Genomic DNA, 14,209 nt, shown 5'->3' on the forward strand with positions numbered 1-14,209 from the left:
GTCAAGCTGGTGGACAAACAAGAATGAGCAGGTGAGATGAGATGCGGTGCAGGCAGGTGTGTCTGGAAATTCGTTCCGCGCTCCAATTTTGATGGAAATTACGCAAGAGCGGGAATTCTGATCAAAAACGGTTTCAAGCGTTCACTGGAGTTTGTTTCACCTTGCGTCCAGTACTTAAACCATCACGCTTCAGCCACGCCTACCTGGCTTCGATGCGTGTCTGGCGTAGATCGTGAAAACCCTCGAAACGATTCCAGGAGCGGCGCTGTCGTCTTAGCTCGCTGCCATGTCTTCCATATAGGGGGCTTCGTGGCCGGATGATTGGATGCCTGCGAGTTGCTGAACCGCACGTTAACGGCTAGGAACGCATGCGTCCATTGAGGTCTTCGAATGACGCCTTGCGAGCAAGGCCAATGCTTGCAGTCCGGGGAAGTCAAACCGGTCTAGCAGCTCACGCAGTTGGGCCGCGAACGGCGCATGATCACCGTGATTGGCGTGGTGCTCGATCCAGCGCTCTATATCGGTAAGGCGGCCATGAAGCGCCAGGGTGGCGAGCTCATCGAGGACCTCATCGTCCAGGGTAGTTACTGCCGGCGTAGTGGGTTCCGTGGATGGCCTCGCAGGCTCGATCTCTCGTTGAGCGGGACCGGACCAGTCAGATTCAGGTGCATCGACGATCGGCACAACAAGCACAAAAGAAAACGTGGTGCCTTGTCCGGAGGCGCTGTCCACGCTCAGAGATCCGCCCATGGCTGAGACGATGCGCTGAGCGATAAACAGGCCCAACCCAGTGCCGCCACTAGTTGCCTGAATATTTTGGAAAGCGCTAAAAATGTCGGTTTTCCGCTTCAGGTCGATCCCTATCCCTGTATCGCTCACCGAGAAATGCAATGTGCAAGCCCCCCCCGCAGGTTTGGCGGTGACAGTCAGTGCCACGACGCCATCTTGCGTAAATTTTGCGGCATTGGTCAGGAGATTCAGAAGCACCTGCTGCAAGCGCTTCCTGTCCAGATTCATCTGCCTGGGCATTCGTTCGGGTGCGCGGTAACGAAAGCGATTATTCCGCTGCGAGCACAGGGCTACGGCGTATTCAGAAATTTCGTCCAGTAGAAGTGGTAAGTCGGTGGTGCCGGGCTGAACCGCCAGAGGCTGCAATTCTGCCTGGGCATATTCCAGCAATTCGTCGATCAGGTTGAGCTGGTATTTGACACCGCGCTGGATCGCATGCAGCTGCTTGCGCTGATCGTCGTTCGCTTCGCCAAGCAATAGCGCCGAATACCCACTGATCGTTGCTAGCGGCGCGCGCAAGTCGTGGCTGATGTATCCGAGAACTTCGACTTTCTGACGATCTTTGGTCTTGACGTCTGAGAGTGCTGCGTTCAGGTCTGCCTGCAAGGCAGATGCATGCATGTTGCCGAATGCGAGTGCGTAATTGATGTGAATCAGCATCACACCAAAGGAAAGCAAGGTCTGAAAATTTCCCGATGTCAAAAAATCTTGTGGTGCGGGAAAGTACGACGTGCCCAGGATGCGTGCGGTGTGAGTCGCCAGGAACAATGAGGTGACGATAACGACTTCCGGATTGATACTTCCCCCTTGCTCGCGCTTCACAGCGAATAGCGTTCGAAGCGTAATTGCGGTAGCTAATGTCTGAGCTACGCTGTACACATAGACACGTGCTGAGGTGTCATATGTGATGTAGGTGTAGTAGGCAAGAAATGCCGCCTCAAGAGCCAGTATCAATGCCAACCACGGCAGCATCGATCGGCGTCGATTGAAGAATAGACAGATGCCTATGTAGAATAGGACCGAGCTCAGTGTTGTAGAGAGATTTCCGGTCAGGATGGTTAAAAAGTCCGGGATTTTTCCGCGTAATGAGATCAGCAAAGACCCGAAGCCAAAGGCAAGAAAACCTGAGCCCCAGTAAATCAAATACTTCTTTTTCTCCCTCGCCCAAAGGGCTAGCATGCCAATGCCAAGAGCAAGCTCCACCAAGGCTGTGAAGAACGCGGCAGTTGCCAGATTCAGGTTCATTTCAGATCATTCTGTTCACAGGTAGTGGGTGATGCTGACGGAGGTGACGCTGGACTATTCATCGGCTCCAACGAGTGCCGCTCCGGCCTCATTGTTTCTATCGCCCCCGGGCCTTGAGCTCTTCGTGTGTGGATGGCAACGCAAGCACCACAGAGTCGCAATATACAAGCTAGCGAGAGGGGTGCAGCTCTCTGCCGACGTTGCGACCACACCGGCGACGGCGGTGGTTTCGGCCGAAACCTACCTGCTGGTTCTGGAGTACCTGCCAAGTCGGACGCCATTAATATGAGGAATGCGTGCTGACCTAAGCTGTTAATTAACGCTTGGTCAGTGACCGCATTTTGTGCGGGCCGTGGGCAGTGGAGTCGCATTGCGTGTCGCACTTTCGGCCTGTGCTTGTGTTCCCGTAGATACCCGTGGATTACGATGCCAACACAGGTCTATTTATGCGCTCGAGGCACGTCGGCTATGCAACGCCAGAGCCTGTACGCCAGTGAAGTCAAACCGTTCCAGCAGGGCGCGCAACTGCCCGACGAACGGAGCATGCGCCGTATCATTGGCGTAGCGTTCGATCCAGCGCTCGATATCGGTTAGGCGGCCATGAAGCGCCAGGCTGGCGAGCTCGTCCAGGAGCTCATTCTCCAGAGTCGTATCGAAAGCGACCACATGTGCCGCAGCGTGCCCGGTCGGTCAACGAAAGTGATGCCGTAGTCCGCTAGATACAGAGCGGACCACACCACGTCTGAATACACGTCATCAAGCTCTGGCCACAGCAAGGGGGCCGCTAGCGCGTAGACACCCAGGAAAAGCAGCAGCGCAGGCGTCAACCGATAGAGGCGGCGGCGATAAAAGCGCCAGAAGCTCAAATGACCTTGAGCTCGCCATTCCATGAGCAGGAGCGATGTGATCAGAAAGCAACTCAACACAAAGAACAGATCCACCCCGAAGAAGGCACCTTCGAACATCGGGACATGGGCGTGTGAGAGGACCACAAGCAAGATCGCGATTCCCCGTAACCCATCCAGCGCCGGGTTGTGACGCAATTTGAATTCCCTGTTCTCCAAAACCTGAACGCCTGATTTCTAAATGGGGAGAAAGTGCGCATTGTTCTACGGGTACACCCTGCCAAGCAACAAAGACGACTACCTGTCGCCAGTATCAGGAGTGATGCTCGGTGTCGCGTAACAGGAGGTTGAACCGAGTGAGTACACGCAAACCAAGGCTCCTACGGGAACAAATTAAGACAGATGACTGGTTTCGAAAGCGCTTGGCGAGGATCAGAAACACATTTCTAATGTTCTTGGACGAAGGACACCTGCAAAAATTGATCGAAAAATCGGGCTGTGTATCGGACGAACCTCGCTATGGAGGCAAGGCGAAAAAAATGGAAATAATAACTCTAGCTATGACCGTGAGAATTTTTATGACAAAGATTGTCAGGGTTTACGTTGGGGTGACGCTGATTTGCAAAGGGGATTGTGCGTGTCCGAGGATAGCCATCTGTTCATAGCATTGAGCTTTTAATTTTTGTCGTGGTCGATGGTCGGATGAATTACGAGGTTGTCTGGATGATTCTTCAGTCATGGGTGCCGCGTATATTTTTTGGAAAGTTATTGTTTGAAACAATTTCAATATTGACTGTGCTTTGTGGGATTGATTTCTTCTGGATCTATAGTTGCTTTTATAAATTCATCAATATTTTGCAATTTTTTAAGAATTCGTTCTTAAAATTAATTATTGCAAAAGAAAATGAATAAAACCAAACATGCGGAACATGGAGTATGTGTATAAATTCTTTAGGAGTTCTCTTTGCTTGACGTCGACGGAGGCTGGGGAAGCTCTGCACCATTCATCGCTGCTTGCATCGGTGGATTCGAGTGGACTGCTGTGTCGAAAATTCTCGCTACACCGCGCAGTATCCCTGCGGATTTGCGCCTTGTACCCCTTCTCGAGCCACCGCACAGGCTTTCCGATCGATTTCTGCAGCGCTTCCCTAGGACGAAATTGCAACCTGAGGTTTTAAATAAAAAATCTGCCCAGTGCGAGAGTGCGAAAAGCCTGTAAGACTTGTGTGGCTGTGAAGTCCTTTTCGCCGTAAGAGTCGTGGGGGCAGAAATTTTGGCTTTAATAGGGACGTTGGGTGTGAGCACTGCTGCCGCGTAGGTGTCCGACCACTTAGATCAGATCAGGTTGAACGAATTGAGCCAGCGGCTTGAGGTCAGGTGGCTCAGCGGATCCGCGCGATGCGTAGCAAGGCGGGGCTTTTGAGGTGCAGAGTTGCGGTGTTCCTACGGCGTTAATTCAGTCGACATGATTGCCGTGGCTGCAGGAAGTAGCTCGCCTCAAGTCACTCTGTTTTGTGCAATGTGCGGAGATAGTTGCGGTGGTGCTCCTCACAAGTTATTCGTGATGTCCGATTAAATATTTAACAGCAGCCCAGGTGGCTAAGGAACACCTCTGCGTGAGGGTGATAGAGCGTTTTAAATCCGTCTTCATCTAAATTTTTAGACTATTAAATACAAAATGAAATATTATCGTTTACCCACAGTTTTGGCATTGTTGGTAGCATCAGGCTCCTCCACTTCTGCTTTGGCTCAACTCGCGGGCAGTTGTACCGTCGCCTTAAGCTACGTGCCCATACCCATACCCATGCAGCCCCCCGCCGCGGTGCCTACGCTACATATGCTGGGGTTGAGCGTGCTGGCTGCGGCTATGGGAGTTGTCGGGTGGCGGCGTATACGCCGTGGCAGTGGGAAGGCGCTGTCGATCTTGACCATGGCCAGCGCTGCAGCGCTTAGCTTTCATGGTGGCGAAGGTGTGATTCGCGAAGTGAGGGCCGTTGGTCCTTATGCTTTCGTCGAGGCACTGGGCGGAACCTTATCTCACACCTTCTCTTACACGCCTCCCGCTCCCTTGCAAACGGTCATGAATAGTACAGGTGTGTCAGTGCGTATCACAGGCAACGGTAACGAGGCCGATACGGGCTCATGCAGAGTTGGAACTGTACTCGCACCAGGTCAATCTTGCACTACGGCACCAGTTTGCACGCAACCTTTGCAACTGTTGACAGTCGAGGTACCACCTACCTGGACCTGTGGGGAGGAACTTGTTCATCAGTACATCTTCGCTGGAGACTTTGGTTCTTCTGTCCTCGAGGTGCGCAGGCCTGTTATTCAAGGCCCGTCATTTGGCCCCACTACAGTAACGCCAACTTGGTCAACTACGCCTAATCCGTTAACTCCTGATTCTGTCACCCCAGAAATTGATGGGAACACCGGCTCTCCGCTGAACGCTACCGCATTGGGGACTTTCAATGCCACGGTTGTCGCGACAGCTCCTCCCGGTTATGGCTTTGGCCCCAATGGGCAGCCGAGTTTCGCCTGGACCCTGCCGCCGCTTCAATGCAGTGAAAGCGACGGTGTTGGGGGCCCGCCGTGAAAGCGGCTTCTTTCAAGGTTGCCGACCTATGGGGCTGTCGAAGTTGGAGCGTTGATAGCGAAAATAGGCCCCAGCGAGGACAGTTTTTGCGGGATTCGAAGGCCCATGGCCTAGATATGGGTCAAAAAGACGGGGGTCGGCCAGCCGGTGAAAAATGGACGGCCGTGGCCGATTTGCAGCCGACGATTTCCAAGTCTGACAGGCTCTTAGCGGAGCCGGGTGGCAAGAGGTGCTGAAGCGAAACCTATTCCGCTCATCCTGATGCCAAGTCTCGATAGCCAGGACGGAGTATTCCAGTGCAGCGTTTCACGCTTTCTGGCACATAAAAAGGCGTCTTTTCGGCCATGGCCGCGTTGCAACTCCTCGCGATACCTCTGGGTATCGCTGCGGGTTCCGCCTCGCCAAGACCAAAAATCCATCCTTTTCATTTATGCCATCGAGCATGAAGCACTGCACTAGTACATACGTCATTTATTGGTTCGATTGATTTTTGTTGTGCAACGCCAATGCTTGCACACCGGTGAAGTCGAACCGTTCAAGGCGGTCACGTAATTGGGTAACGAACGGAGCATGAGCAGCTTCATTGGCGTGGCGTTCTATCCAACGTTCGATATCGGTGAGGCGACCATGAAGCGCCAGGCTGGCGAGTTCATCCAGAACCTGATCGTCTAACTTGGAATATCGAGGCATAGTTGGCTCTGCGCATTGTGCTGCGGGTTCAACCTCCCGTAGCTCTGCGGCGGACCAGTTTGATTCCGATGAGCCAACAAATGGCACCCACAGTACGAAAGAAAACGTGGTTCCTTTTCCGGAGATGCTCTCCACACTAAGAGATCCGCCCATAGCCGAGACGATGCGTTGTGCGATAAACAATCCCAGCCCTGTGCTGCCGCTTGCGGCTTGTATGTTCTGGAAAGCACCAAAAATATCAGCCTTCTGATTTAGGTCGATCCCTATTCCTGTATCGCTGACAGAGAAGTGCAGAGCACAAGTATCACCCTCGGGTTTAGCTATGACAGAAAGACCCACGACGCCATCGTGTGTAAATTTGGCGGCATTCGAGAGGAGGTTTAGCAACACCTGCTGCAAGCGCTTTCCGTCTAGATTGAGTTCCCGAGGTATTCGCTCCGGTGCGTAGTAACGGAAGCGATTGTTCTGCTGTGAGCACAAGGCTATGGCGTATTCCGAAATTTCGTCCAGCAGAAGGGGTAAATCTGTGGTAAGGGGCTGGACCGCGAGAGGCTGCAGTTCGGCTTGGGCATATTCCAGCAACTCGTCGATCAGGTCGAGCTGATACTTGACGCTACGCTGGATGGTTAGTAGTAGCTTATGTTGGATTTCGTTTGCATCGGTGAGCAGAAGTTTGGAGTATCCGCTTATTGTCGCAAGCGGTGCGCGCAGGTCGTGTCCTATATAGCCAAGGACTTCGATTTTCTGCCGGCCTTTGTTTTTTGCGTCTGTGAGTGCTGCATTCAGATCTACATTCAAAGCGGAGGCGTGCATGGCAGCAACCCGTTCTTCCTGACGACGCATGATCATTTGTCCTGCCGCTTGGCTGGACAACAGTATCAGGGATATTCCGAGCGCAGCCACGAGGGCTGCCGTCAGAAAGTGCTGCATGCGCATCGGTGCCAAGTCGTCCAGCGAAGCGAGCGTGATTAACTGGTATTGAGTGTTGGATAAGGGCTGGCGCTTCAGTAGGTAGGCTCTGCCGTCGATGAGCCACTGATCTGCATGACCTTTATCTGCCATCGAACTTATGTCCATGGGCTCTCCTGGGTCTTCGTCATCGATCGAAGGTCCCACCATCCCTGGCGGAAGAAGCGCCGCTACATTGCGCAGGCTGAACGGTGCAGAAGACGTGGTGGTTACTCGCCCCTGGCGGTTCACGATCAGTGCAATGTGCCGTCCTGCAAGAAAGAGTGCCATTTCTGGTGCGTCAAACTTTACGGTCACGGATCCCTGAGGCACGTCATACGAGTCGTCGATGCGGCTGCTTACGAAATACGACAGGCTCTTGTTCAATCGGGCGATGCCGAACGAATGGCCATTGCCGCTGCGCAATGCTTCCATCAGGTAGGGGCGGCCTGAATAGATCATCCCTACGATGCTGTCAGGTTCGTTCCAGTTGCTCGCTGTCACCGTGTCGTCAGACAGGTTGTTCATGTAGATGCGGGCATAGCGCAGATCGCTAGACAGCGCGTTCATGAAGTCGCCGACCTTGCGCACCAGCGGATCTCGAATGAACCGATCCGCTCGTTGCTCACGTGTCAACTCGGCAGCACCAGGCGGATCCGTGCGATAGATACTTGCAAGCTCAATGACCTGAGCTTGGCGTGCCACCATATTAGCCACGCTGAACATTTCGGCAAACAGCCGGTCCATGACCAGCGCCGTAGTTTCGGTTTCGTACTCGGTGTTCGCCGCCAAACTCTCGATCCAATTATTTTCAATTCGCTGCGAAATCCACCAACTCAAGCCAGCTACAAGCGCTAACCAGAAAGCGATCAGATACAGCCTCACTCGACGCACGACGGGAGGCATCTGTCGACCGTTTCGATTTCCTTTTGCACTCATAGTTTTCTTATTAGTGAGCTTGCTGGCTATTAGCCAACAAGCCACGTCCCACGAAATCGCTTAGTGACGGGGTTCGCGATGAATTCACCAATCTAGGAAAAAGCAATGAGCTCAGGTCGCGTAGATCGGCTAGCTAAATTTTGATGACATGAGCTGTTGCAGGGTGTTTGCGTCAGCTTGCGACTCATTTCGAAGCTGCGTTGGCGATATTCCCCAGAATTTCTTGAATTCAGTGGAAAAATTTGCTGGATTGGGATAGCCAACCTCGATTGCGACTTCTGCGATAGACAGTGTACTTTGTCCCAGCATCAAAGCCGCCCTGCGCATGCGTTCCTGCCGTATGAATTCGAATGTGGATATGCCATCGCTGGCTTCAAAGACCGCATTCAAGCGCCGGACTGGTACCTGCAGGCTGGAAGCTACATCTGAAATTTTTAATGCAGGCTCATTAATGTGATGCAGAATAAATTCAGTCGCGAGTTGTCTAAGATTTAAGCTGGCAGGAAAAATATTTAATGAATTTTTTTCGCTGAGTGAATGACTGGTTTCGATGTCTTCAGGAGTAAGATATTTTTCTCTTTTGGCGAGAGCTATATGAATACGTGCTCGCTCAAGAATTTCATCGACATAAAAGGGCTTGCTAATGTAATCCACCGCACCTGCTCTTAAACCAGCCAGCCGCTCCTGCTCGCTAGTCAACGCGGAGATAAATAAAACTGGAATATGCTGCGTCGCAGGATTTGTCTTTAGCAGACGGGCGATAGTAATGCCATTTCTTCCGGGCATACGTACGTCCAAAAAAATCAAATCTGGGAGTAATACCATCGCGCGTGCATACCCCTGATCGCCATTGAGTGCGACACTGACGCGATACGATGCATTGCGTAAAGCGGTTACTAGAAGGCGAAGTTGATCTGGATCATCATCCATTACCAATATATGCGGTGACTGAATTTCTCTATTACTCATATGGTCATCGCACTTGATCGCAGCTGGATAGTTGTGGATTGTCACATAACCGCGGTATCGATCGTTTGTTTTTTTACCTTTTTGTTTGTTTTCTTATCTTCAATGTCAATTTGATGAGCTATTTGGATTGAAGGTTATCGCTTGTTTTAACCATGTCAATGAAGTGGTTATTTGCAGCGATCGGCATATGCTTAGTGCTGATTCTGTAATCGACTTTTGTGAAGGAACCAGGAAATCTGCGATGCCATGGACGTCTTGGTTGGTTGTTTCCTGAGTCAAAGAGTTTTTCTTTGCAAATTTACCTGCATCCGGTTGAAATTCAAAGGTAATTGAAAAAAAGCAAAGAAACTAAGTTGATGCCTTCTGTATAAATCGGCCTGGAAAACTAGCAGCCTCGCATACGTGAGGAGAGCACTAGGCGGACGCACAACTGAAGAGTTGCAAGCGAAGATCTGTCTACGAGGAAAATTTGAAATCCACGGTCGCTTTACGTGTGCTCAATGTGAGGGGCCATGCCATGCGTTCATCGGTCGTTTCATCTGTAACTGAGGGGATTTATGAAGTCATTTGCTAGTGGTGTTGGTGGCTCCGGCGCTGCTCTGAAGGCTGTTCCGGTCGCAATTTTGGCCTGGGCTTGTGCGCTGAGTATGGCGAATGCGGCCATCTACGTGCCCGACAATTTCGGCGAAAACGGAGGAACCAACCTTGAAACCATGGTGATGGTTAAGGATGGAAGTAATCGTGTTGTGGTTGGCGGCCTGTTCAACACTGTTGAAGGGGAGCCTGGTTATCAAGGCATAGCCCGTTTCAATACGGACGACTCGCTAGATCTAACATTCAAGGTCGCTACCGATGCTTTTGTAAAGGCCATTGCTATTCAGGGTGATGGAAAGATCCTTATCGGAGGTGAGTTCCATTCGGTTCGGCCGACTGGAAGTTCCGCAAATACCACCATTTGGGGAATTGCCCGTCTGAATGCAGATGGCACTCTGGACAATACGTTTCAGAATGCACCGGCAGGCAGTGTGAAATCCAACCATAACGTGCGTGGTATTGCAGTTCAAGCTGATGGAAAAATTGTCATTGGCGGTTATTTCACGCTGATCGACGGCGTGGCGCGCAATCGCATTGCCCGTTTGAATGCCAATGGCGCACTCGACACAAGCTTTAATGTAGGCACTGGCTCCAACGGCAACATCGAAGACGTCAAGCTGCAAAGTGACGGAAAAATCCTGATCTCTGGGTCATTCACCAATGTGCAGGGCACAGACATCCGGGGCGTAGCCCGTTTGAACACTGACGGAACGTTGGACAGCACTTTCGTCCCGAATTCTGGCGACAGCGGAGTGGTGAATGGTTCTTGGGGCGGCTCGTTCCCGGTGTATCAAATTGCCGTGCAACCCACAGACGGCAAGATCCTTCTCAACGGGGGTCCTCTCAATTTCGCAAGCCAAGTTCACCGGGGGGTGGTGCGGCTGAACCCAGATGGATCACCAGATCCCGGTTTCAGGTCTTTCATTAATGACTGGGGCGCTTCCATCGCTTTGCAAACCGTTGGCGGTGAGCAGAAGATCGTCATAGGCGGAAGTTTCACTCGCGTGGGGGAGCGTGACGTTACTTCGGGCGCAGTGATTGGCACGGATGTGGTTCGTCAGGGCATTGCACGCCTTAACGCAGATGGAACGGTCGATAGTAGTTTCGACACTTCGTACGGCGCAAATGCCTGGGTATGGTCGGTGCTGCCAAACAGTGATGGCACGGTCTATATGGGCGGCAAGTTCAGGAGCGTGGCTGGGAAGGCCCGCATTGGCATTGCTCGCTTGGCGGAGCTGGATCCCACCACGCAGGTTATCAACTTCGAGGCGCCAGACCCTGCGGTGTATTCGGCGATCAATGGCGCTTCCGTTACTTGGGCTCCTGCTGTACCGCCCACTACTAGCAGCGCGAATCTGCCCGTAACTTATACAAGTTTGACGCCTTCAGTGTGCACGGTGAATACCTCCACTGGTGCGGTGACCTTGGTTACTCCTGCAGTAACGGGGCTGTGCACTCTCGAAGCCAACGCCGCGCCGGGCCAGCAGACAATCGGCAGTACTACCTACGACGTTAGTGCTGCCACACCTGTTCGGCAAAGCATGCAAATCGATGCGCCGCCAGACCAGAGCATCATTTTCCCGGCTCAAGCCACTCCGAAGAACGTGGCTGATGGTGCTTTCAGCATCAGCCCTGCGGCAACGGCTAGCTCCGGCTTGCCCGTGAGCTACAGCAGTCTGACGCCCACGGTGTGCACGGTCTCCGGTATGACTGTAACGCCGCTGACCGGTGGCGCTTGCACCATTGCGGCTGATCAGGCTGGTGGCACCGTTGGCGCGGTTGCCTTCAACGCCGCAGCGCGGGTGACGCAAAGCGTGGTCGTGCAAAGCCCACAAACCATCAACTTCCCTGCGCAAACCGCCGGTGCGCAAACCGTGGTGACCGGAGGTACGTTCCAGATTGCGCCAGCAGCCACTGCCTCGTCTGGTTTGCCTGTCTCCTATAGAAGCCTCACGCCGACCGTATGTACGGTGACGGGCAGTTCGGTGCGCGTCCTGAGCACTGGCGCTTGCACGATCGCGGCAAACCAAGAGGGTGACGCGTATTTCACTTCGGCAACCCAGGTGAGTCAGTCTGTTCAGGTGACGGCCGTGCCAGTGACCGTGGCACCCGTGCCTACGCTCGGTACCTGGATGTTGGGCTTGTTAGCTACGTTGTTGGGTGTGATGGGATTCCGCCGTCGGAATACGCAATAAGCCAGTGGATTGATCAACTGCATCTCACACAGACCTTTCCGGCTGTGTGAGATGGCCGGCGAAGCAATCGGTAGGTATTTTTTCGGTGGTCCGTTGTGGACCAAAGGCGAAGGTTGGCATCGTCGCGTTGTTGGATTTAGTCAATTCTCAAATTCAAATCGCGATTTTCAGGACAACGTGGACCCGTACTCGGATGACAGCACCGCGATCGATATCAATACAGGACCGCTCCCGCCTGCGCCTTTGGTGTCTACGCCGGTTCCTATGGATAAGCCCCTGGATGCTCTCGTTGGCTGAGCTCTTGGCGGGCCTGATGGCACGTCGTGCACTGCGTGGTATCTCGACGCAATAAATCAGACGGCCGCGATTGGCGGCCAGACGTATCAGTTGGTTTTTTCAATTTTTTCTTATATTTGGAGGTGTCTTTTGGAACTCGTTTCACGATTGATAGAAACTCGCGGTGGTTCGCGCGCGGTTCGGAAGGCGTCAGCGCTTTCCGTGGCGTTGCTGGGCATCTGCGCTATGGGCGGTGTGCAAGCGGCTCAACTCACGTGCGGCCCTGGCAGTACCCCGCTGCGCATCGCCACCACCGACAAGGCGCAATGGACCACAGATGCGCGCACTTCCCCAGCAGATACGCAGGCCGCTACCGTTGATAATTTCATCTCAGCTACCTATGGATGGTTCAACCCGGCGACCATCGCGCAGCCGATCGCTGCCAAGTGGCTATCGTTTGGAACCGTCGCGGAGGGAGGGTACCCCCTCGTGACCACCAGAGGTGACCGAGCTAAAGGCGCTTGGGTGACCAACCACGCTACCTTTATTTATAGCGAGCCCATCAACATTGGCACCAATGTGAATCTGGCGAGCATCAAGATCACCGGCCGTGGCGGTGCGGACAACCTCGCAAGATTCTCGGTCAAACCGGCCACCTTGCCTGGAGGTATTGCCAACACCGCCGCTTTGCCTTGGGTGCGTGATACGGCCCTCCTTGGAGGGAGTTGGGGTGCGCCGGCCAACATTTCAGTGGACGGCAGCGTCAACGGCCTGGGTTTCTATTACGGTGACAACGCCGTTGGCCTGTCTATCTACAGCGAAGACCTCAACACCGCCCAACCGGGAGGCGTGGTCGCCGATTTCGAGATCACGGCCGACTGTCTGACGCCCGTGGCTCCACAGCCCACTGCCCCCCTTAGCTGCCCGGTGGGTAGCCAGGCGGGCGAGATAGTAAGGATTGGCCCCTTCACAACGAATGCCCGCGACTGGAAGTGGCTCTGGCGTACCAACGCGGCAGGTACTGCGCTGGAGAACGTCGAGCAGCCCCTTTTTGACGACTATCTATTTCGCGGCTACGTCAAGCCGGCTGGTTTACCCGTTGGATCTGAAACCAGTGCCCGCTGGATCAGTCCGGGCACGACGGACCCTCACACCACTGACATTCCCGGTGTTCCCTATCCGGCTGCTATCGGCCAATCCAAGGGGGGTGTTGACGGTGCGGCATTCGTAATGAATCAAGCCATCACGGTGGGTAACAACGTGGATCTGGCCAGCATCAAGCTCGACGGCCGGTTCAGTTTTGACGACTATGGCAACTCCCTGTTTGTGCAACCTGCGGGGGCGTCCGGGCCGACTTCGATCCTTGGTGGCACGTATCTGCCCAACGGTTATGGCGTCTTCGCGACCCAAGCTACTACACCCTCCATTTCAGGGTTCGCACTAGGTCAGAACACCATTGGTTTCAGGCTGGATGGTGGACAAGCCAGGAATGACTGTGCCGGTGGTGCTTGCGCTCTGGGCGTGCTTGCGGACTTCTATGTGACGGCCGCTTGTACGGGAGCCCCTCCCGCAGCGGATCTCTCCATTACGAAAACCCACAGCTCGGCCAACCCTGCACCGGGCAGCACAATGACTTACACCGTGGTTGCAAGCAATGCTGGGCCGGTAGCAGCAACAGGTGCAACGGTGACGGATACATTGCCAGCAGCACTCACGAATGCAAGCTGGACTTGCGCTGGATCGGGCAGTGGCACTTGCACGGCATCGGGTAGCGGCAACATCAACGACACCGTGAACCTACCCGCAGGGGCCAGCGTGACGTACACACTGACCGCTACGGTATCGCCCACAGCCACGGGCGCGATAGCCAACACGGCGACCATCACGCCGCCGGCAGGACTGAGTGACCCAACTCCCGGAAACAATAGCGCCACAGACACTGTGATGCTTCCCCAAGCACCTCTTAAGCCAACTCCGGTGCCCGCGTTAGACGTTGTTGGTCTGGGTCTGCTGGGCCTGCTGAGCGCCGGCCTGGGCGGCCTGGCACTACGCCGCCGCCAACGCGGCAAGTGATGGGTATGAAACTGCCCCTCGGAAGCGCTCCGGGGGCGGTTTTACTTCACCCT

Annotated in this window: 7 protein-coding genes and 2 pseudogenes; 4 read left to right on the top strand and 5 right to left on the bottom strand. The window is 53.8% G+C overall.

Going from position 1 to position 14,209, the window contains the following annotated elements:
• Positions 1-351 precede the first annotated feature (351 nt).
• Positions 352-2,034 (bottom strand): sensor histidine kinase, encoded by a 1,683-nt coding sequence (locus G518_RS38830; protein ID WP_051237474.1) that lies wholly within the window; start codon positions 2,032-2,034, stop codon positions 352-354.
• A gap of 468 nt (positions 2,035-2,502) precedes the next feature.
• On the opposite strand from G518_RS38830, the gene G518_RS41365 reads away from it, so the two are divergent.
• Entirely contained in the window at positions 2,503-2,628 is a 126-nt protein-coding gene (locus G518_RS41365) for a hypothetical protein (protein ID WP_281170568.1), read from the top strand.
• Between the two features lie 56 nt (positions 2,629-2,684).
• On the opposite strand, the pseudogene G518_RS37265 reads toward G518_RS41365, so the two are convergent.
• Positions 2,685-3,098, bottom strand: a pseudogene (locus G518_RS37265) (acyltransferase family protein); the annotation flags it as partial.
• 1,459 nt (positions 3,099-4,557) lie between these two features.
• Here G518_RS37265 and G518_RS40220 point away from each other — a divergent pair.
• Positions 4,558-5,472, top strand: a complete 915-nt coding sequence (locus tag G518_RS40220; protein WP_156909562.1) for a midcut-by-XrtH protein — start codon at positions 4,558-4,560, stop codon at positions 5,470-5,472.
• Positions 5,473-5,943: 471 nt separating this feature from the next.
• Here the strand turns inward: G518_RS40220 and G518_RS41190 are convergent, their stop codons facing one another.
• The 3 genes and pseudogenes from G518_RS41190 to G518_RS37275 form a co-directional block, all read right to left on the bottom strand.
• A complete protein-coding gene (locus G518_RS41190) occupies positions 5,944-6,744 on the bottom strand; it encodes an ATP-binding protein (RefSeq protein WP_425414318.1) in 801 nt (266 codons plus the stop codon).
• Positions 6,733-8,049: pseudogene (locus G518_RS41195) on the bottom strand (sensor histidine kinase); the annotation flags it as partial. The gene G518_RS41190 and the pseudogene G518_RS41195, both read right to left, overlap by 12 nt.
• Positions 8,050-8,178: 129 nt before the next feature.
• The gene (locus G518_RS37275; RefSeq protein ID WP_051237475.1) at positions 8,179-8,979 is read right to left on the bottom strand and encodes a response regulator transcription factor; all 801 of its coding nucleotides are present in this window, start codon (positions 8,977-8,979) and stop codon (positions 8,179-8,181) included.
• Positions 8,980-9,575: 596 nt separating this feature from the next.
• On the opposite strand from G518_RS37275, the gene G518_RS0127495 reads away from it, so the two are divergent.
• The gene (locus G518_RS0127495) at positions 9,576-11,807 is read left to right on the top strand and encodes an IPTL-CTERM sorting domain-containing protein (RefSeq protein WP_028605212.1); all 2,232 of its coding nucleotides are present in this window, start codon (positions 9,576-9,578) and stop codon (positions 11,805-11,807) included.
• A 426-nt stretch (positions 11,808-12,233) separates the two neighbouring features.
• Positions 12,234-14,156, top strand: coding sequence for a DUF11 domain-containing protein (locus tag G518_RS0127505; protein WP_028605214.1), 1,923 nt, complete (start codon positions 12,234-12,236; stop codon positions 14,154-14,156).
• Positions 14,157-14,209: the final 53 nt, after the last annotated feature.

The organism is Ottowia thiooxydans DSM 14619, from assembly GCF_000422885.1.
Classification (GTDB): domain Bacteria; phylum Pseudomonadota; class Gammaproteobacteria; order Burkholderiales; family Burkholderiaceae_C; genus Ottowia; species Ottowia thiooxydans.

Bases quoted from the DNA above. Each gene is read 5' to 3' on its own strand.
- G518_RS38830 (WP_051237474.1), bottom strand. From the start codon at position 2,034: ATGAACCTGAATCTGGCAACTGCCGCGTTCTTCACAGCCTTGGTGGAG.
- G518_RS40220 (WP_156909562.1), top strand. From the start codon at position 4,558: ATGAAATATTATCGTTTACCCACAGTTTTGGCATTGTTGGTAGCATCA.
- G518_RS37275 (WP_051237475.1), bottom strand. From the start codon at position 8,979: ATGGATGATGATCCAGATCAACTTCGCCTTCTAGTAACCGCTTTACGC.
- G518_RS41365 (WP_281170568.1), top strand. From the start codon at position 2,503: ATGCAACGCCAGAGCCTGTACGCCAGTGAAGTCAAACCGTTCCAGCAG.
- G518_RS0127495 (WP_028605212.1), top strand. From the start codon at position 9,576: ATGAAGTCATTTGCTAGTGGTGTTGGTGGCTCCGGCGCTGCTCTGAAG.